The sequence below is a fragment of the Salinibacter altiplanensis genome (assembly GCF_002894645.1).
Lineage (GTDB): Bacteria > Bacteroidota > Rhodothermia > Rhodothermales > Salinibacteraceae > Salinibacter > Salinibacter altiplanensis.
This window is the reverse complement of the sequence record NZ_NCQY01000010.1, coordinates 65,323-83,955: the sequence shown is the minus strand read 5'-3', so window position 1 is coordinate 83,955 and position 18,633 is coordinate 65,323. Positions and strand designations below refer to the sequence as shown.

The 18,633-nt window shown below is 67.1% G+C and carries 14 protein-coding genes and 1 pseudogene; all 15 read right to left on the bottom strand.

The genetic code is table 11. The annotated features are described in order from the left end of the window. A pseudogene (locus B7R93_RS15765) lies at window positions 1-510 on the bottom strand (efflux RND transporter periplasmic adaptor subunit); the annotation flags it as partial. Between the two features lie 35 nt (window positions 511-545). Then, the gene (locus B7R93_RS06080) at window positions 546-1,892 is read right to left on the bottom strand and encodes a TolC family protein (RefSeq protein WP_232798083.1); all 1,347 of its coding nucleotides are present in this window, start codon (window positions 1,890-1,892) and stop codon (window positions 546-548) included. Window positions 1,893-2,198: 306 nt separating this feature from the next. Continuing rightward, window positions 2,199-3,692 carry a sensor histidine kinase gene (locus tag B7R93_RS06075; protein WP_103019928.1) on the bottom strand — a complete coding sequence of 498 codons (1,494 nt, stop codon included), beginning with the start codon at window positions 3,690-3,692 and terminating at the stop codon, window positions 2,199-2,201. Further along, the gene (locus B7R93_RS06070) at window positions 3,685-4,395 is read right to left on the bottom strand and encodes a response regulator transcription factor (RefSeq protein ID WP_103019950.1); all 711 of its coding nucleotides are present in this window, start codon (window positions 4,393-4,395) and stop codon (window positions 3,685-3,687) included. The genes B7R93_RS06075 and B7R93_RS06070 overlap by 8 nt, the downstream gene beginning before the upstream one ends. A 370-nt stretch (window positions 4,396-4,765) precedes the next feature. Beyond that, window positions 4,766-6,019, bottom strand: a complete 1,254-nt coding sequence (locus B7R93_RS06065; RefSeq protein WP_103019927.1) for an efflux RND transporter periplasmic adaptor subunit — start codon at window positions 6,017-6,019, stop codon at window positions 4,766-4,768. 139 nt (window positions 6,020-6,158) lie between these two features. After that, on the bottom strand, window positions 6,159-7,649 hold the full coding sequence (locus tag B7R93_RS06060) for an efflux transporter outer membrane subunit (RefSeq protein WP_232798081.1): 1,491 nt from the start codon (window positions 7,647-7,649) through the stop codon (window positions 6,159-6,161). Between the two features lie 56 nt (window positions 7,650-7,705). Continuing rightward, the gene (locus tag B7R93_RS06055; protein WP_103019926.1) at window positions 7,706-10,879 is read right to left on the bottom strand and encodes an efflux RND transporter permease subunit; all 3,174 of its coding nucleotides are present in this window, start codon (window positions 10,877-10,879) and stop codon (window positions 7,706-7,708) included. Window positions 10,880-10,939: 60 nt separating this feature from the next. Then, window positions 10,940-11,686, bottom strand: a complete 747-nt coding sequence (locus B7R93_RS06050; protein WP_103019925.1) for a ZIP family metal transporter — start codon at window positions 11,684-11,686, stop codon at window positions 10,940-10,942. Window positions 11,687-11,773: 87 nt separating this feature from the next. Further along, the gene (locus tag B7R93_RS06045) at window positions 11,774-12,733 is read right to left on the bottom strand and encodes a permease (protein WP_103019924.1); all 960 of its coding nucleotides are present in this window, start codon (window positions 12,731-12,733) and stop codon (window positions 11,774-11,776) included. Between the two features lie 76 nt (window positions 12,734-12,809). Then, entirely contained in the window at window positions 12,810-13,043 is a 234-nt protein-coding gene (locus B7R93_RS06040) for a thioredoxin family protein (RefSeq protein WP_103019923.1), read from the bottom strand. An 82-nt stretch (window positions 13,044-13,125) separates the two neighbouring features. Then, window positions 13,126-13,497: an ArsR/SmtB family transcription factor gene (locus B7R93_RS06035; protein WP_103019922.1), complete on the bottom strand. Its 372-nt coding sequence runs from the start codon at window positions 13,495-13,497 to the stop codon at window positions 13,126-13,128. Between the two features lie 125 nt (window positions 13,498-13,622). Next, window positions 13,623-13,877 (bottom strand): YgaP family membrane protein, encoded by a 255-nt coding sequence (locus B7R93_RS06030; RefSeq protein ID WP_198598602.1) that lies wholly within the window; start codon window positions 13,875-13,877, stop codon window positions 13,623-13,625. Between the two features lie 66 nt (window positions 13,878-13,943). Then, window positions 13,944-14,183 (bottom strand): hypothetical protein, encoded by a 240-nt coding sequence (locus B7R93_RS06025; RefSeq protein WP_232798080.1) that lies wholly within the window; start codon window positions 14,181-14,183, stop codon window positions 13,944-13,946. A gap of 40 nt (window positions 14,184-14,223) precedes the next feature. Continuing rightward, complete coding sequence (locus tag B7R93_RS06020; protein WP_103019921.1) at window positions 14,224-17,457, bottom strand: efflux RND transporter permease subunit; 3,234 nt, start codon at window positions 17,455-17,457, stop codon at window positions 14,224-14,226. Window positions 17,458-17,511: 54 nt separating this feature from the next. Further along, window positions 17,512-18,510 carry an efflux RND transporter periplasmic adaptor subunit gene (locus tag B7R93_RS06015; RefSeq protein WP_232798079.1) on the bottom strand — a complete coding sequence of 333 codons (999 nt, stop codon included), beginning with the start codon at window positions 18,508-18,510 and terminating at the stop codon, window positions 17,512-17,514. Window positions 18,511-18,633 lie beyond the last annotated feature (123 nt).

Here is an 18,633-nt window from a genome sequence, read left to right as displayed (position 1 = left end):
CTGGCGGGCCGCCTGCCACTGCCGCTCGGCGGCCCGCAGGTTTTTCTCGACGGCCACGCCGCGCTCATCGAGCCGCCGCTGGCGATCCAGCTCGTCGCGGGCCTGCCGCAGGCCTGCCACCATCCCGCTCAGGTCCGGGGCCGCCACGTCGGCCATCACTGCGCCCTGCCGTACCCGATCGCCGGGCGAGACGCGGAGCCGTTCGACGCGCCCGCTGACCAGGGTCGTCACGTAGGCCTGCTGGTCGGCCCCGGGCCGCACGCGGGCCGGAAGCTCGAGGGTCGTAGTCACGGGCCGTTCGGTCACCGTCGTGGTCTCCACCGAGACCTCCTGAAGCTGCGCGTCGGACAGGGTGATTGTGTTCGGCGCGGCTGTGGTGTCGGCCCTGGTGTCGGCTGTGGTGTCGGCCTGGGCAGAAGACGGGGAGGCTCCCTGTTCCCCACACCCAATTAGGAGCAGGGCGGCGATCAGGAGAGGAGCGAGAATGAACGAAAAGCGGCGGTGGATCATGGAAAGCAGCGGTGGATCATGGCAGGTCAGGCGGTTCAGTTCAGATCGGCGTCTTGGGGATCGAGGGCCCCCTCGATCACGACGGGGGAATCGGCAGGGCCGACCCCGAGGGCGTATTCCAGGTCGTGCAGCGCGCGCAGGTACTGGGCCGTAAGACGCGTTCGAAGCAGCGCCGCTGCACGGGCCGACTCAATCGCGTCGAGTAGCTCGAAGAGGGTGATGTCGCCCTCCTGGTAGACGTACTGGGCGTTCTGGAGGAGCGAGTCCGTGTCGGCCAGTACGCCCTGCGAGACGGTCTCAATGCGCGATCGGTAGCTGCGGAGGTCCTCAATCGCCGTGCGCACATCGGTTTGCACCTGGCGACGGGCCGCCTCCAGGCGGGCCTGTGCCTCAAAGCGGCGGTTGCGAGCGGCGTCCACGTTGGTCTGTCCGCCGTTCCAGATCGGAAGTTCGACGTTGAGGGCGGCGGTGAAGCCAAACGTGGTTTCGGTCCCGGGAAGGCTTTGGGTCTTGGGTCCGGCGGAGACGCTGAGGTTCGGCAGGCGCCCGTATCGGGCCGTCGTGAGCCGTTTTCGATGTGCCGCAAACGTGGCGCGAGCCGCTCGAAGCTGTCCTCGTCGCTGAAGGGCCCGCTGAAGGGCCGCTCCCTGCGAGACACGGACGGGGCGATACTGAAGGGTCCCCGCGACGCTGAACTCCGGCAGCGCAGCGGTGTCGGCCGGAGCCTCCTGGGAGCTGTCGGGGTGCAGCAGGGCGTAGAGATTAGTGCGGGCCGTCCGAAGGGCGCGCTTCGCCTCCGCCAGTCCATCCTCGTACTGTGCCTGCGCCGTCTGAATGCGGGCCTGCTGAAACGTCCCGAGGTCGCCTTCCTGCACCCGTACCTGAGCGGCCCGGGCTCCCTTCCGAATGGCCTCTGCAAAGTGGCGATTGATGGTGTGCCGGCGCTCGGCCACCACCACGTCGAGATACCGGCGGCGGGCGATGCGGTAAAGCTTGGCGGCTGTCTCTTGGGCCCGGGCCTCCGCGGCACGGGCCGCGGCGCGGGCCGCTGCGGTGCGGGCACTGTGCTCGCCGGGGTAGCGGAGGGGCTGCGTGACCGACAGGTACCACTGGTCGTCGGCGCCGTCGCCCTCGAGGTTCGTCCGTTCCTCCGACACGCTGAGCGTCGGGTTCGGAAAGAGGGCCCGCGTTCGGGCGGCCTGTCCCTGCGCCTTTCCCCGGGCACCGGCGGCCCGGAGCTGCGGATTGTGGGCCCGCAGCAGTTCGCGGGTGCGGTCGAACGTGAGGGTGTCGGGCAGGGACTGCCCGTTCAGGACGGTGGGAAACAGCCCACCCGCCATCAGAAGCAGGAAAATTGCCCCGCGGACGCCGTCGATACGCATTCGAGGAGAGACGTTGTTCGTCTGAACCGTCGTCGCAGGACCTGTCGGTCCGGTCCCGGTGGCCTGTCGTCGGCAGGCATATGGGTCAGACGCCCCTCCCCTACAGAGGGATCTTAGGGAACGATGAGAAACGGATTAGAGGACGATTAGAGAATGCTGTCCGTCGCAATGGCGACACGAGTTCCCCGCAGGACGGACTCGAACGCTTGTCCGGTCGTACGCCCCCGCGCTTGATCGTCTTCAGCCTTTTCCTTCCAGGGCAGCCTCGGAACTGGATGCACCTTGCCGGTCTGTGGCGACGCGGCCTCAGGACGCGTCCACTGCCTGAGCCGAGGCCGGGGCAGGCACTGCTGGTAGGGAGAGCTCGAATTGACTCCCCTCTCCCGGGATCGACTCGACACGGAGCTCCCCGTCGTGCGCCTCCACGATTCGCCGGACCAGGGCAAGGCCGAGCCCACTTCCCTCCGAATCGGCAGTCCCGGCCTCTTGGCTCCGGTAAAAGCGAGCGCCGACATGGGGCAGGTCTTCTGCCTTGATGCCCATGCCGGTGTCTCGGCAGCGAAGGGCGGCCTGTCCCTCCTCTTCGGTGACGGACACTCGCACCTCGCCGTCCTCCGTGTACTTCACGGCGTTGTCCACGAGGTTTTGCACGGCTTCGCGGAGCAGGTCGGGCTGCCCGTCCACCCATACCTCGTCGGTGTTCACGGTTACGGTAATTCCCTTGTCCTCGGCCCTCGACTGGGCTGCTTCCCCCTCCTCGCAGGCGAGGACCCCGAGGTCGACCGGCTCAGTTGAGAGCTCCTCCCCTTGGTCCAGGCGCGTAAGCGTGAGGAGAGAGCGCACGGTCCGCACCATCTCGCCCAGCCGGCGGTCGAGGAGGTGGAGCGTCGACTCGTAGCTCTCGGCCGAGCGGGACCGGCGCAGGGCAATTTCCACGTGTCCCTGAAGCACCGTCAGGGGCGTTTGAAGCTCGTGGGCCGCGTTCGAGGTGAACGTGCGCAGGGCCTCGAAGCTCTCTTCAAGCCGGTCGAGGAGGTCGTTGATCGTTCGGGCCAGCAGGGCGGTCTCGTGGTCGGCCGTCTCCGGCACGTCGATTCGATCCCCAAGGTCCGACGAGGTCGTCGTCTCGGCAAAGGCGGTGATGCGGCGGAGCGGTCGGAGCACGCGCCCCGCCGCCCACCCGACGAGCGCAAGCAGCCCCCCAAACAAGAGGACAACAACGAGCGCAAGTCCGGCCCCATACCGCTGCAGGACCGGGCTGTACTTCGGAAGCAGGCGGGCGACCTGGACGTAGCCCACCGCCTGTCCGTCCCGCGTGATGGGGCGTACGAGATAGTACAGGGTGCGGCCCCCGGTCTCGAAGATCTGAAGGGTCGGCATCCAGGCCGATGAGCGGGGGGAGGCACGGGGCTGTTCGGGGTACCGGGCGCTCAGCGAGTCGATGTTGGCGGACGCCCGAACGATTCGGTTGTACCGGTCGAACACCTGTACAAACACAGGATCGACCCGCTTGTCGGCAAGGCGGTGGTGTACCTCTTCCCACCCGTGTCCGTCCACCTCCAGGTTCCCCCGTTCGTTGTACTCGATGTCCGCCGTTACCTCGATCCCTTCGGCCTGAAGGACGTCGACGGCCCCTTGCTGCAGCGCCACGTAGACGGCCCCCCAGGCCAGCAGGGCCAACAGCAGGAGCGCACCGCCCAGGGCCGGCCCGACGACCGTAAGCAACCGACGCCGGAAGGAGGGGCGGCTCGGAGACGAACGCTCGACGGAGGGGCTCGACTGTCCGGTAAGCTCAATCATGTCGTTCGGCGCTCTCTGTGCAGGCGGTATACCGGTACCCGACCCCGTGGGCCGTCTCAACCGGAGAGGGACACCCGGCTTCGCCTAGCTTCTCACGCACGTAGTTGACGTACACGTCGATCAGGTTGGTGCCCCGCTCGAAGTCGTGGCCCCACACGTCCCGGTGAATCGCGTCCCGGCTCAGGGCCTGCCCCCGGCGCGCCATCAGGTACACGAGGAGATCGAATTCGGTGGGGGTAAGGGAGACATCCTTCCCCTCGTACGTGCAGACCTGGGCAGCCGGATCGACGACCAGCGGGCCATCCCGGAGCGTTTCGGTCTGCGCGGGGGCGTCCACGCGGCGCAAAAGCGCCTCGATGCGGGCCACAAGTTCGTCGAAGGCAAACGGCTTCGGAAGGTAATCGTCCGCCCCGGCCCGCAGGCCCTTCACGCGGTCCTCCACTGCGTCCAGGGCCGTGAGCATCATGATCGGCAGGTTCGGCTGGTGGAGTCGGAGCCGCCCGCACACCTCGATGCCGGAACGATCCGGCAGGCGGATGTCCAGCAGCACGAGATCAACGGGGGCCTGCTGCACATGCTCCAGGGCCCGCTGTCCTTCCTGGACCCAGCTCACTGCATAACTTTCTTCTTCGAGGCCCTGCTGGACGAAGGAGGCCACGTCCGGCTCGTCTTCCACCAGTAGCAACGTAGGACTCTCTTCCATCCGTCTCGTCTCTTGATTGGGAATCAGGATGACTTTGTACAGCATCCCTTCTCAGTCGTGCCCACGGAGGATGCGCTCTAATTCGATGCTAATGTCATTGAGTGTGCCCAATGCCCATCACGAACGAATCACTGGCACGGGGGTGTGTCTTGGGACGCCATTGGTGCGATGCTGCTGGTGTGAATAGCGGGGGCGAGGGCCGCGTCGACGAAACAACCCGGTAGCAGACCACCGGGCTGTTCTACGATAAGCATCGCCGTTGACCCATCCGTGCGGTGGTGCGTCCCGACCGGCTTCACGATGGCCGATCCGGTGGAGAACGCCCACGGGCCCCAGCCGAGACAATTGCACGGGCGTGCCATTCGTCTCGTCACGGCCGGGCAGCCCGGATGCGCATGCTGTCGGACTGGACGCGCAGGTCCGTCGTAATCACCCGGGTGTCGTCGTCGAGGGTCGGGGCGAGGTAAGTCTGCTCCTCCACCGTCTGGATCGGCTCGACGGGGCGCTCGACGAGCATCGAGTCGCCGACCGCCGCCCAGACGACCGGCGGTCGGCCGGCCTCCCGGGCGCGCACCGCCCGGCGTGGCACCACGTGGTAGGAGCCGCCTCGGCGCCCCTCGATGTCGACTGTCGTGTAGGTGCCCACGGCCAGGGGCGGCCGCTCCGGGCTAGGGGAGGAGGAGCCCTGCTCCGGCATTTGCGACTGGACGGTCGGCGTCTGCCTGTACGGATCCGGCACGCGCACCACCACGTCGATGGTGCGGGTCTGCTCGCTGATCGCGCCCTCGACCCGGTGGACGCGGCCCTGCCAGGAGAACGTCTCCCCGCCGTACGTGGCCCGCACCGTCGCCGGCACCTCGGCGTCGGACTGTGTCCCAATCGTGGACCACAGGTTTTGAATGAGGGCCGCCTTGCGGGAGGGAAGCGACACGACGATCTCGGCCTCCGATGTGCCGTAGACGGTGGCGACCGGCGTGCCGGGGGCCACGTAGGCCCCGAGGTCGGCCTGCTTCTGGCGCACCCGGCCATCGAAGGGCACCTGTAGACGCGTGCGCCCCAGGTTGGTCCGTGCCGTCTCGAGGGCGGCCTCCGCGCTTTGCAGGTTGGCCTCCGCCTGAGCCACCTGCGGCTCGTTGAAGAGGAGCCGGCCGAGTTCGGTGCTGTCGGGAGCAGGAGCCTCGCCGGTCTGGGTCTGGAGGCGCTGGTAGTCCTCCCGGGCGGCGCCGGCCTCCTCGCGGGCCTGCAGGAGCCGAACCTTTGCCTGGGTGACCTGGGCCTTGGCCTGCTGGACGGCGCTGCGGTAGTCGGCCGGGTCGATGCGGGCGAGCATCTCCCCGGCCTCGAACCGGCCCCCGCTCACCAGCGCCTCGTCGACATCGACAAGGCGGCCTCCAACCTCAGCGGTGAGCTGAATCTCGCGGGCGGGCTTCGCCGTGCCGGTTCCACGCACCAGCAGGCTGCCGGCCCGTGCCTCCACCGGCGCCGTCGACACCAGGGGCGACTGCGGCGGGGGGTCGGTCTGTTCGGGCGCCGGGGCGAACACCCCCAGCACGAACGCAACGAGGAGAGCTCCCACGAGGAAGCCGCCCCCCACCAAGTACCATTTGTAGTCACCGAAGTCCATAAGTCGGGGTCGTTTCAATCAAACGTCTTCAAAGGCTAGCCGGCGATTCAAGGGCTGACCGGCGGTCAGACCAAATTCCACGGGGCCCCATCGCATGAAACGCCATCGTGTGGGACAACGCCGGGGCGTCGGCTCGTGCCTACTCAAACAGACGCGGGTCGTCGGGGGCGGGCGCCTCAGTCCACGAACCGCCAAGGGCCCGGTGGAGGGCCAGGCGCGCGTTCAGGGCGGCCTGCCGGACGCCCGCCAGTCGCGTCTGGGCTTCCGCCAGGGTGCGCTCCGCGTCGAGCAGCGACAGCACGTCGCCGACGCCCCGCCGGTAGCGACCGCGCTGCGTCTGGAATGCGTCTTGGGCCGTCTCCACCTGCCGCCGGACCTCGCGGTAGCGCCGGCGCTGCTTGTCGTAGGCGACCAGGGCCGCTTTGACCTCCTGGAAGGCAGTAAGCACCGTCTGCTCGTAGGCGGCCGCCTGCTGCTTGTAGCGTGCCTCCGCCGCGCTCAGGTTCGCCCGCAGCCGTCCGCCCTGAAACAGCGGGGCGGTTAGCTGGCCCACGAAGGTGGCGAAGGCCTGCCCGGGGTCGACCAGGTCGGCCAGCTCGCTGCTCTGCGTCCCGCCCTGCCCGGTCAGCGACAGGCTCGGGAGCATCTCCGCCCGGGCCACCCCGATCTCCTGGCGGGCTGCCTCCAGGCGGAGGGCCGCCGCCCGCACGTCGGGCCGCTGCATGAGTAGATCCGACGGCAGGCCCGCCGGAATTGGCTCCGGGGCCAGGGGGATGGCCATCGAGTCGGGAAGGAGCGTGCGCTCCGCCCCCGCGAAGCGGCCGAGCAGGACCGCCAGGCGGCCCTGCGCGTCGTAGAGCCGGTTCTCCAGGTCCGGCTGCTCGGCCCGGGCAGACTGCAGGCTCTGGCGTACGGTGTACACCTGAAACGACGGGACCAGGCCGCGGTCGTAGCGGTCTTCGGTCACCGCCAGGCGCTGCTCCAGGAGGTCGACCGTCCGCCGACCGAGGCGCACCTGTCGCTGTAGAGACGCGATCTGGGCGTATGTCGCGATCGTCTGGCTCACAACCGACAGGCGGGCCGTCTGCAGATCGGCCGCCGTGGCGAAGTACTGGCTGAGGGCCGCCGCACGCTGGCTGCGGACCCGGCCCCAGAAGTCGATCTCGTAGGAGAGGCCGAGGGACGCCTGGTAGTCAGTAAACTCGAACCGGTCTGGGCCCCGGTCCCCACCAATGGCGCTGCTGATGCCCGTGTTGGCAGGCTGATTCTGATAACTCACCTGCCCGTCGGCGCTCACGCTGGGAAAGAGCGGCGCGCGGGCGATGCGGAACCGGGCGGCCAGCTCCTCGACGCGGGCCCGGGCGGAAGCCAACTCGAGGTTGGCTGCGAGGGCGGTGTCGACGAGGGCCGTGAGGGCCGGATCCTCGTAGGCGGTCCACCAGCGGGTGGCGTCGTAGGCGGCCGTGTCGGCCGCCGCGGCAGGTAGCGTGGTATCGCCCGGCGCGGCCTTGAACCTGCCCGGCAATTCCTGCTCCGCCTCCGGGTCTTCCAGGGACGGCGTCACGGAGCATCCTGCCAGCGCGAGCAGGCCCAGGGGAATGCCGAGAATGTATAACCGGAACCCCGTCATGCGGAACACTGCGGTGTATTGTTGGGAAGTCGGATGGGGAAACGGGTAGCGGGCTCCTATTCGGACGCACCAGACGCCGGGCTGCCTGAAAAGAACGACCCGATCGACTGCGTCGCATCGCGCTGCAGCATGGCGAGGGCCGGCACGAGGAGCATCAGGATGACAGTGCCGAGCAAAATGCCCGCGCCGAGGCTAATGGCCATCGGGACGAGGAACTGGGCCTCGACGCTCCGCTCCAGGATGAAGGGGGCAAGTCCGAAGAAGGTCGTCAGCGACGTGAGCAGGATGGGGCGGAAGCGCACCTGGCCGGCGTGGATGAGCGCGTCTCGCCACGAGGTGCCCTTGTCCCGCTCCTCGTTGGCAAAGTCGAGCATCACGAGCGCGTCGTTCACGATGACACCGCTGAGCCCGACGATGCCGAAGAGGCTGGGCACGATGAGGTTGTAGCCGAGCACGAAGTGGCCGAGCAGCGCCCCGACCCATGCGAAGGGAATGGTGGCCATGATGATGAGCGGCTGCACGTACGACCGGAAGGGAATCGCCAGGAGCCCATAAATCGCAAACAGGGCCAGAAGAAACCCGATCTGGAGCGATCCCTGGGCCTTGCGCTGCTCCCGCTGTTGCCCGCCAAACTGATATTCGAGCTGGGGCATCCGGGCCTGCAGGGCCGAAAGGGCCCCCTGCTCGAGCTGCGCCGAGGCTTCTCCCCCCGTGGTGATGGCCGCGTTCACGTCGGCGCTCACCGTGACGACGCGGCGCCCATCCTGCCGCTGGATTTGCGTGGGGCTGGTGCCGAGCGACACCGTCGCCACCTCTTCGAGTGGCACCGCATGCCCGGCCGGCGTGCGAATCCGGTACTCGTGGAGGTCCTCCACGGCGTTGCGCTGATCGTCGGGGAGGCGCACGTAGACACGCACCTCGTCCTGGCCCCGCTGCAGCCGATACGACTCGACGCCGAAGAAGGCCGCGCGCGCTTGGCGGGCCAGGTCGCTCAACGTAAGTCCTAGTGACCGGGCTGCGGGCTTGAGGCGAAGCTCAAGTTCGCGCTTCTCCTCCCAGTCGCTCGTCACGTCCAGGACGCCTGCGTAGCGGTGCAGGCTGTCCTGGACGACCGCGGCGGCCCGCGTCATGTCCTCCACGGTCGGGGCGAAGAGCTTCACGGACACCGGATCGCCGCCCGGACCGCCGGCGCTGCTGGTAAAGGCGAGCGACTGGATCCCCCCGGGAGTGCCCACCGCGCGACGCCAGCGGTCCTCCAGTTGGGGGGAAGGCACGGTTCGCTCTTCCGCATCGACCATCTCGATGCTCACCTCCGCCACGTTCGGCCGCTGCGCCGTAAACCCGGCCTGCGTGCGTCCCCCCGAGGCGACGGGCTGCCGCCCCACGGTGGTGTAGCTGGTTTCGAGAAGACGCTCCCCGGACTGGGTTTCCAGGTCGCGAAGGACCTCCAGTCCTTGTGCCCGCAGCCGCCGGGCCATGCGCTCGGTCGCCGCCGCGTTGGTGCCGGGGGGCATCTCCACCTGGGCCGTGACCACGTTGCCCGGAATGCTCGGGAAGAATTCGTTCTTGATGTACCCGTTGGCCAGGAGGCCAAACGTGACGATCAGCAGTGCCAGGCCCCCAGAAATTGCAACCCCGTAGTGGCGCGTCACGAACGCGAGGGCCCCTTCCAGCGGCCCCTCGATGAAGGCGCGGAGCCGATCACCGACCCAGGTCCGCACGCGGCCGAGGACCGCTCCGATCCACGTCGTGGGCGCCTCCTGTCCCGAACGGTGGGACAGATGGGATGGCAGGATGAGCAGGACCTCCAGGACCGACATCGCCAGAATGAAGATGACGACCGTCGGCACGTCGCCCAGAAACTTCCCGATGGTGCCGCCCACGAACAGCAGGGGCGAGAAGGCCGCCATGGTGGTGAGGACGGCAAACACGACCGGCGTCGCCACCCGCTGTGTGCCCCGGATCGCCGCGGCGAGCGGCTCTCCGGTTCGGCCCTGTTCGGCGTAGATGTTCTCGACCACTACGATGGCGTCGTCCACGGCAATCCCCATCGCGATGATGAAGCCGAAGACCGACAGCATGTTGATGGAGACGTCCAGCAGCTCCATGAGGATAAGCGCCCCCAGGAACGAGAGGAAGATGCCCGAGGCCGTCCAGAACGCCTTCCGTGGGGTGAGGAAGAGCCCGAGCACCAGGAGCACCAGCATCAGCCCCAGGAGCCCGTTCTCGATCATGATGTCGAGCCGGGTGCGCAGGTCGTCGGCGCTGTTGCGCCAGACGGTGGCCTCGATGCCGGGAGGGAGTGAGGGACGGAGCTCGGTGTTGAGGTAGCCCTTGACCGTCTCCTCCACGCCCAACGCCTGCTCGTCGCCGGTACGGAAGACGTTGAGGAGCACCGCCGGCTCCCCGTCGAAGCGGGTGACGAGGTCCGAGTTCTGATCGAATCCGTCCACCACCGTCGCGACGTTGCCGAGGCGCACGTTCGTGCCGTCCGATCGACTCAGCAGGACGAGGTCCTCAAACTCCGACTGGGTGTAGTTTTGCCCTTCCGTGCGGATGGTAATTTCCTCGCCTGTCGTCTCGATGCTCCCGCCCGGCAGGTCGAGGCTTCCCTCGCGCACCCGCCGGCTTACCTCCCCGAGGGTGAGCCCATGCGCTCGGAGCGCATGGCGGGAGACCTCAACGGAAAGCTCCTCGTCGGGCACCCCGTCCATCCGGACGTACGAGACCTCCGGCGTGAGGGCGAGATCGTCCTCGGCCTGCTGGGTGGCCTCCCGAAGTGTCCGGAGCGGAGCGTCGCCGTGCACGGCCACCTGAAGCACCTGCTCGCGGTTGGTGACCTCCGTGACGACCGGCTCCTCGGCCTCGTCGGGGAAGGCCGTGATGCGATCCACCTCCGACTTGATGTCAGTCCGGGCCCGGCTCAAGTCCGTCCCGCGGTACAGCTCCACCGTCACCACGCCCACGTTCTCCGCCGCCGTCGCCAGAATCCGGTCGATGCCCTCGACGGCCTCCACCCGATCCTCGATGCGCCGGATAATAGAGTCTTCCACATCCTCCGGGGAGGCCCCCGGGTAGCGCACCCGCACCTCCACCGCGTCGAGGGTAAACTCCGGAAAGTTTTCCTGCACGATCGTCGTGGCGGCCAGTCCACCCCCCAAGAGAAGCAGTGCCATGAGGAGGTTGGCCGCGACGCCGTTGCGGGCAAACCAGTCGATGACACGATTCATGAAGAGCGGGAGGTACGAGGAAAGAAAGCATGGGGTGTGAGAGCCTCTCCGTTCGGCGGGTCACATGTGGAGCCCAAAGTGCTGAAAGGCAAAGAGCGCCGCGAAGGCGAGGGTCACCGCCGCCCCGGCGGTGGCGCCCGAGATCTCCTCCAGCGCGTCGGGGATTAGCTCCGCAAATACCATCCAGATCATGGCCCCGGCGGCCAGCCCCAGCCCAACGGGCAACACCGGCTCGAAGACGAGCACAAACAGGAAGGCGGGCAGGGCCATGAGCGGCTGGGGCAGGCTCGTGAAGATGCTCCAGCCCGCGGCCTTCCACACGGGCGTGCCGCGCGGCACGAGCACGAGGCTGATGGCGAGGCCTTCGGGGATGTTGTGAATGGTGATCGCCGCGGTGATGAAAACGCCCAGCTCGTCGCTCCCCCCGAACGAGACGCCGACTCCTACCCCTTCGGCAAACGAGTGGGCCGTCATCACGCCCAGAATGAGCAGGGCCTTGCGCGCGTCGGCCCCGGCCAGCTCGGCCACGTCGTGATCCTCCTCGCGACTGATGAGCGTGTTGGCCACGAGGATAAGGACCAGTCCAGTCAGGATGCCGCCCAGGGTGCGCCCGGCCCCGAGGGCCGTCCCTTCCGCCACGAGGCTATGGCTGGCCGCCAGCATGAGCCCACCTGCCGCGGCGTTGAACACACCCAGCCACCAGCCGCTGAAGTCACGGACGAACAGAAACGGGAGGGCCCCCAGCCCGGTGGCCACGGCCGTAATGCCGGCGGCCAGGACCACCGTCCACGCATTGATGTCAACCATGGTCGCTTGGTATCCGTGTTGGGTTTAGGAAGCCCCTCCCGGGGCCGGTGCAATGGTCGGGGGAAAGTCCTTCTGTGTCTTCTGCGCTCACAGCACCAGGTTGAAGAGGTAGCCAAGACCGATGATTGAGACGCCGACGGCGCCGAAGAACGTGGCCAGGAGGCGCGTCTGCATCGCCTTCTTCAGCATCATCGCCTCCGGCAGCGAGAGGCCCACCACCGCCATCATGAAGGCGATGGCTGTGCCCAGCGGCACGCCCTTCGCCACGAGGGCCTGCACCACCGGGAGGATGCCGGACGCGTTGGCGTACATCGGCACCGCAAGAACCACCGAGAGCGGCACGGCCAGCGGGTTGCCCTCCGACAAGTACTGCTCGAAGAAGCCGGTGGGCACGTAGCCGTGGATGCCGGCCCCAATGGCGAGGCCGGCGAGGACGTACGGGGCGATGTCGGTCACAATCCCCATCGCCTCGCTCGACACCGACGGGAGCCGCTCCCACAGGGACTTCTGGTCACCGTCGGCCTGCTCGGCCTGTCCCTCGGCAATGTCCCAGACCCAGTCCTCCACGTAGCGCCCGAGCCGAAGCTTCCCGAGCGCCCACCCCAGCGTGGTTCCCAGCAGGATGCCGGTCACCGCGTACACGAGCGTCACCTGCCATCCGAAAAGGCCGATGAAGAGCGCCAGGGCCACCTCGTTCACCAGGGGCGACGTGATGAGGAACGACAAGGTCACCCCCAGGGGAATGCCCCCCTGCAGGAAGCCAATGAAAAGCGGAATGGAGGAGCAAGAGCAGAACGGCGTCACCGCCCCGAAGCCCGAGGCCACGAGGTGCTCGCTCCCCCGCAGCCGGCCGGAGGCAATCCACTCCCGCACGCGTTCCACCGGCAGGTAGGCGTTGATGAGGCCCATCAGATGGGTGACGACGATCAGGAGGAAGCCGATCTTCATCGTCTCGTAGACGAAAAAGTGCACGGCGTCCGCCCATTGGACCCCAGCGGGCAGTCCGGCGAGGCTGAAAATCAGCCAGTCAGCAAACGACTCAAGCATGAACGGTCGGGGTGGGTGTGGAAATCAGGGTTTGGAAAAACGAAGCAACTCTGGCCTCCTCAGGCTTCCGTCCTCCTTAGGCCCCCAGGAGGTCGGTGAGCTCCTTCACCGACGGGGTTTGCCCAGTGACCTCCACCTCGTCGTCCACGACGAGCGCGGGCATGCTCATGACGTCGTACTGCATGATCTGTTGCATGTCTTCAATTTTCTCGACGGAGGCGTCGCTGCCGGTCTGCTCGACCGCCTCGCGGACGCGCCGTTCGAGGGTCTGACAGGACGAGCATCCGGTGCCGAGTACTTTGATGTCCATGGTTGGAAACGGGTTGTATTGAAGAGTGTCTATGTAATGCGGGAAAAAAAGACCAGCGTGCATCGGAATTCCGGGGAATGGCCTAGGCCACCGCCCGAGCGGCTTCGTTAGACTCTCGAATGGTGCTCAGCCGGTCCATCAACGCGGATAGGTCGGTGAACGCCGAGGCGTCGACCCGGTGGTACACGAAGGTCCCCTCCTGTCGGCTCTGAATGAGCCCGGCCTCGCGGAGTACCTTCAGGTGGTGGGAAATCGTCGGCTGGCTTAGGTCGAAGTTCTCCTGGAGCTCGCAGACGCAGACCTCGCCGCCCCCGTAGTAGATGAGGTCAACCATCTGCAGTCGCACGGGGCTCGCGAGGGCCTTGAGCTGCTCGGCCCGGCTTTCGATTGTCGAGTCGGGAAGGCGGTCTTCGGGGGCGGTTGTGCACGAGCACGACGAAGACGACTCGGCCATGACGGTAAATCGGCAGCGTTTGTCATTGCTAATCCGTTGAGCCTGTATATAGACACATATAAATATATGATCCCCGGGAACGGATGCTTCACGCGTCTTTGATGGGCTCGCGGTCCGAAGGTGGCTCAGTTGAGCCAGCGGTACACAATTTCCGGCGGGCAGAAGCCGGTGAAGGCGCTCTGGATCACGTTGAGCCCGGCAAAGACCGTCAGCAGGTACCACCACGGGCTCACGAAGAAGCCGAGGCCGAGGCCGGTGAGCGAGACGGTCCCGGCCAGCACACGGACGAGCTTTTCCTGCGTGGAGGGGACGCGGCACATGCCCGTCGTGGGCTTGTCCGGGGAGTCGGTTGGGGAGGGTGGGTTCGCAGTCGTGGCCATGTCTACATGGGAATGGCTTGAAGAGAAAACGAGGGACGCCGGGAGTTCATACCGTGCGGTCTACGCTCATCTGGAAGGCGCGGACGGGGCGCTCCACCTCGCGGCGTTCGTTGAAGTCGGCGATGGTTTCGACCAGGCGGTCGGCGGGGCATCTCTCCCGAACCAGGCAGGAGCGGCTCCGGCGGCCGATGACTGATGGTAGCCTTTGATGCCGAGCTCGCTGAAGACCTCAATCTCTCGGTCGCGGAGCAGGCCGTGGATGTCGTCGCGGTAGGCATCGAGGCTCATGATGGCGACGAGTTTCATGGCGTAATGAGGACGGTTTGGAAACGAGAATGCGGCGTGCTTATGCGTCGTCGGACGTGTCTATGACCGAGGGATCGGCCAGCTGCCGTTCAATCATGTAGTAGACGAGCGGCACGATCAAAAGCGTGAGCGCTGTGGAGGCAATGGCGCCCCCGATCAGCGAGATGGCCAGCCCCTGAAAAATGGGATCGAAGAGGATGACCGTCGCCCCGATGACCACCGTCCCGGCCGTCAGCAGAATGGGACGTGTCCGCACGGCCCCTGCCTCGATGACGGCCTGCCGCAGGGAGGCCCCTTCCTCGAGGCTGATGTTCACAAAATCGATCAGTAAGACCCCGTTGCGCACCATGATGCCCGCCAGGGCGATGAAGCCGATCATGGAGGTGGCGGTGAAGAAGGCCCCCAGGAGCCAGTGCCCCAGTACGATGCCGATGAGCGAGAGCGGAATCGCGATCATCATCACCAGAGGCACCGTCAGGTCCTGAAACCACCCCACGATGAGGATATAGATGATCAGCAGTACGGCGGCGAAGGCGATCCCGAGGTCGCGGAAGACCTTGTAGGTGATGCGCCACTCGCCGTCCCACTTCAGCGCGTAGTCGGTACCAGTGGCCGGCTGGTCGGTGTAGAGCTGGTTGAAGGAGTAGCCCGCGGGTGCCTCGATCGCATCAAGGCGCTCCTGCATGTCGAGCATGCCGTACACCGGGCTCTCGATGGCCCCGGCCACGTTGCCGAGCACGTAGATGACGCGCTGCTGGTTTTTGCGGTCGATGTGCTTGTCGCGCACGCCCTTCTTCACTGTGACCAGGTCGGCCACGGGGAGGGTGGCACCGGCCTGGGACTGCACGTGCACGTTTTTGAGGTCCGCCAGGCTGGACCGGTGGTCTTGCCCGAGCCGGAGGTGGACGCCCACGGGCGAGCGTTCGGCGGGCTGGTGCAGGGTTGTCACGTCCTGCCCGTCCAGCGCCATCCGCATGGTTTTGGTGATGCGGGCGGTGGGCACCCCGGCGCGCATGGCCTTCTCCTTGTTCACCTCGAAGGTGTACTTGGTCTGGTCGGCCTCCACGCGCCAGTCGACGTCCACCACGCCCTCGGTGGCCTCGAAGGCCCGCCGCACGCTGTCGGCCAGGGCGCGCTGCGTCTCAAAATCCGGCCCGTAGATTTCGGCGACGAGTGTGGCGCGGACCGGCGGCCCGGGGGGTACCTCGGCAATTTTCACGACGGCATTGTGGTCGTCGCCAATCGCCTGGAGGGAGTCGCGCATCGACTTGGCAATGGCGTGGCTCTGGCGGTCGCGGTGGTGGGCGGCCCGCAGGTTGACCTGAATGTCCCCCTGGTGCGGGGCCGAGCGCAGGTCGTAGTGGCGCACGAGCCCGTTCAGGTTGACCGGAGCGGCGTCGCCCGCGTACGTCTGCACGTCGGTCACCACAGGCCGGTCCATCAGGTACGCCGAGAGGTCGCGCAGGGTGGCGTTCGTGCGCTCCAGCGGGGTGCCCTCTGGCATGTTTACAATCACCTGGAACTCGTTCTTGTCGTCGAACGGCAGCATTTTCACCGTCACCGCCCGGAAGTAGAAGAGGGAGACCGATCCCAGCAGGAGCAGCGTGGTGCCGCCGATGAAGGCCCACCGCTTCCAGGCGCTGTCGAGCAGGGGCTCGATGGTGGCGGCGTAGGCGCGGTAGATGAGCGTGTCTTCGAGGCTGTATTCCTCTTGCTCCCCGTCTTCCTCATCCTCCCCCCAGGAGATGAGCCGGAACGCCAGGTAGGGGGTGATCACCAGCGCCACGATCAGCGAGAAGCCCATGGCCACCGCCGCGCCGATCGGCATCGGGCTCATGTACGGGCCCATGAGGCCGGACACGAACGCCATCGGCAGGACGGCGGCGATCACCGTGAGGGTGGCCAGGATCGTGGGGTTGCCCACCTCGTTCACCGCCGCCAGGGCCGACTGCAGTTTGGGAAGCCGCCCCATCTGAAAGTGGCGCTCGATGTTTTCGGCCACGATGATGGAGTCGTCTACCACGATCCCCGTCACGAAGATGAGGGCGAAGAGGGTGATGCGGTTCAGCGTGTAGCCGAAGAAGTAGTAGACGAAGAGGGTGAGCGCAAAGCTGATGGGCACGGACAGAAAGACCACCAGGCCGCCGCGCCAGCCCATGGCCAGGCTTACGACGACCGTCACGGCGAGGATGGCCGCGAGCAGGTGGAGTAGCAGTTCGCTTACCTTCTCCGAGGCCGACCGGCCGTAGTTGCGAGTGGTGGTGACGGAGACCGTCTCTGGAATCAGCGTTTTCTCGAGGCTTTCCAGCTTCGTGAGCGAGCGCTCGGCGATGGTCATCGCGTCGCGCCCGCTGCGCTTGGCGACGGAGACCGTAACGGCGGACTGCAGGCCCGGGGGGGGCGTGCCTTCGGCGTGGTGGCCCGCGCCGTGGCCAAAGGCGACGTACGTGTCCGGCTCGGCCGGGCCGTCGGTTACAGTGGCCACCTGCTTCAGGTAGACGGGGCTGCCCTGGTGCACCCCCACGACGAGGTTGCGCACCGTCTCCGCCGAGGTGAGAAAGCCGCCCGTCTCCACGAGGTACGACGTGTCCCGCTGCTCAAACGTCCCCGCGTCGGTCTGCTGGTTGGCGGCCCGGAGTTGCTTCGCGATGGAAGGCGGGTCGAGCTGATAGGCGGCCACCTGGCTGGGCTGGAGCGTCACGCGGACCTGCCGCTGCCGCCCGCCGTGCACCTCGACGTCCGCCACCCCGTCGGTCGTCTTGAGGTCCGAGGCCATCTCCGCCCCGAGGCGCCGCAGCCGGTAGTCGCCGGTGCTGTCGCTGTGGAGCGTGAGCGTGAGGACCGGCACGTCGTCCACCGCCCGCGTCTTGATGAGCGGCGGGCTGGCCCGCTCGGGCATCTGATCCATGTGTTTGAGAATCTCCTCGTAGAGCTTCACCATGCTCTGCTCCGGGTTCTCGCCCACGTAGTAGCGGACCGAGACCATCGCCCAGCCGGGGAGGGCGGTGGAGTAGACGTACTCGACGCCCTGGATATTGGAGGCGAGGCGCTCGATGGGCGCGGCCACGCGGCTCTTGACCTCTTGCGGTGTGGCCCCCGGGTAGCGCACGGCGATGTCGGCCATGGGGACCTCGATCTGCGGGTCCTCTTCCTTCGGCGTCATCCACGCGCTGTAGAGCCCGATGCCCAGGAAGGCGGCCATGAGCAGCGGGGTGAGCTTGCTATTGATGAAGCCGCGGGCGATGCGGCCCGCGATGCCGGAGGCGGTAGCCATGAGAGCGAGAAGACTGCTGTGCGGAAAACGGTGGGGCAGGGTGGAGGCGGACGGCTACTCGGTGCGCACGGGCTGGCCGTCCGCAATGCGAGGGGTGGCGTCGGTGACGTATTTCTCGCCGGGGCGGAGGCCCGAGAGTACCTCCACGCGGGGACCCTGCATCGTGCCGGTGCGGACCCAGCGGAGGCGGGCCGTGCCGTCGCTGATGGCGTAGAGACCCGTCAACTGGCCGCGCTCAACAAGGGCCTTCCTGGGGACCATCAGCGCCGAGCGTGTGCCGGTCTGATGCAGTACTTCGGCGTACATGCCAGACTTGATGGCAGTGGTGCCCGAGGCCTCGCTCGGGGTCCCCCGCGGGAGGCGCACCTGCACGGTAAACTGGCGACTCACGACGTTGCCGGACGGGTTCACCTGCGTGACCACGCCCTGTGTGCGCACGTCGGCGGCCGCGCCGACCGTGACGGTCGCGCTGTCGCCGACGGCGAACCGATTGATGTCCTCCGCCGGCACCTGCACCACGGCCTTCAGGTCGTCGAGCGTCTCAACGACCAGGAGGGGCCGGCCTGGGGCGGCCAGGGCACCCTCGTCCGACCGCTTCTCCACCACGTACCCGTCGATGGGGGCCTTCAGGGTGGCATACGTGAGCATGTCCTCGGTCTCCGCGAGGCGGCTCTCGAGGGCCTCGACCTGCGCCTGGGCCCGTTCGTAGGCGGTCTGCGCGTTGTCGAACTCCTGCTCCGTGGCGCTGTCCGTCTCGCGCAGTGCCTTGATGCGATCGAACTGCGTCTCGGCGTTGTCGCGGGCGGCGCGGGCTTCGCGAAGGCGGGCTTGCACCTGCGCGCGCTGGGCCTCCACGTTCTGGCTCCGGATGCGGGCAAGCGTTTCGCCCTGTCGCACGCGGTCACCCTCCTCTACCGCAAGCTGCGTGACGGTCCCCATCATTTTGGTGGCGAGGGGCACGCGGCGTGTGCCCTGGATGGTGCCGCTGTACTGGCCTGCCTGGGCCGTGCCGGTGGCCCGGGCGGTAGCCGTTGCCACGGTCACGGGCTCCATCTCATCGGCGGTCGGCGCAGAGGGCTCCCCCCCGCACGCGGAGACGATTATAGCGAGAACAAGAGGAACAGCGAGAGAACGACGAGTTGGCATCGGAATCGGAAGGGCGATGAATAGAGGCAT

What these genes read in the sequence shown, in the direction of transcription:
- B7R93_RS06080 (WP_232798083.1), bottom strand. Translation starts at nt 1,892, where the DNA reads ATGCGTATCGACGGCGTCCGCGGGGCAATTTTCCTGCTTCTGATGGCG.
- B7R93_RS06075 (WP_103019928.1), bottom strand. Translation starts at nt 3,692, where the DNA reads ATGATTGAGCTTACCGGACAGTCGAGCCCCTCCGTCGAGCGTTCGTCT.
- B7R93_RS06070 (WP_103019950.1), bottom strand. Translation starts at nt 4,395, where the DNA reads ATGGAAGAGAGTCCTACGTTGCTACTGGTGGAAGACGAGCCGGACGTG.
- B7R93_RS06065 (WP_103019927.1), bottom strand. Translation starts at nt 6,019, where the DNA reads ATGGACTTCGGTGACTACAAATGGTACTTGGTGGGGGGCGGCTTCCTC.
- B7R93_RS06060 (WP_232798081.1), bottom strand. Translation starts at nt 7,649, where the DNA reads ATGACGGGGTTCCGGTTATACATTCTCGGCATTCCCCTGGGCCTGCTC.
- B7R93_RS06055 (WP_103019926.1), bottom strand. Translation starts at nt 10,879, where the DNA reads ATGAATCGTGTCATCGACTGGTTTGCCCGCAACGGCGTCGCGGCCAAC.
- B7R93_RS06050 (WP_103019925.1), bottom strand. Translation starts at nt 11,686, where the DNA reads ATGGTTGACATCAATGCGTGGACGGTGGTCCTGGCCGCCGGCATTACG.
- B7R93_RS06045 (WP_103019924.1), bottom strand. Translation starts at nt 12,733, where the DNA reads ATGCTTGAGTCGTTTGCTGACTGGCTGATTTTCAGCCTCGCCGGACTG.
- B7R93_RS06040 (WP_103019923.1), bottom strand. Translation starts at nt 13,043, where the DNA reads ATGGACATCAAAGTACTCGGCACCGGATGCTCGTCCTGTCAGACCCTC.
- B7R93_RS06035 (WP_103019922.1), bottom strand. Translation starts at nt 13,497, where the DNA reads ATGGCCGAGTCGTCTTCGTCGTGCTCGTGCACAACCGCCCCCGAAGAC.
- B7R93_RS06030 (WP_198598602.1), bottom strand. Translation starts at nt 13,877, where the DNA reads ATGGCCACGACTGCGAACCCACCCTCCCCAACCGACTCCCCGGACAAG.
- B7R93_RS06025 (WP_232798080.1), bottom strand. Translation starts at nt 14,183, where the DNA reads ATGAAACTCGTCGCCATCATGAGCCTCGATGCCTACCGCGACGACATC.
- B7R93_RS06020 (WP_103019921.1), bottom strand. Translation starts at nt 17,457, where the DNA reads ATGGCTACCGCCTCCGGCATCGCGGGCCGCATCGCCCGCGGCTTCATC.
- B7R93_RS06015 (WP_232798079.1), bottom strand. Translation starts at nt 18,510, where the DNA reads ATGGAGCCCGTGACCGTGGCAACGGCTACCGCCCGGGCCACCGGCACG.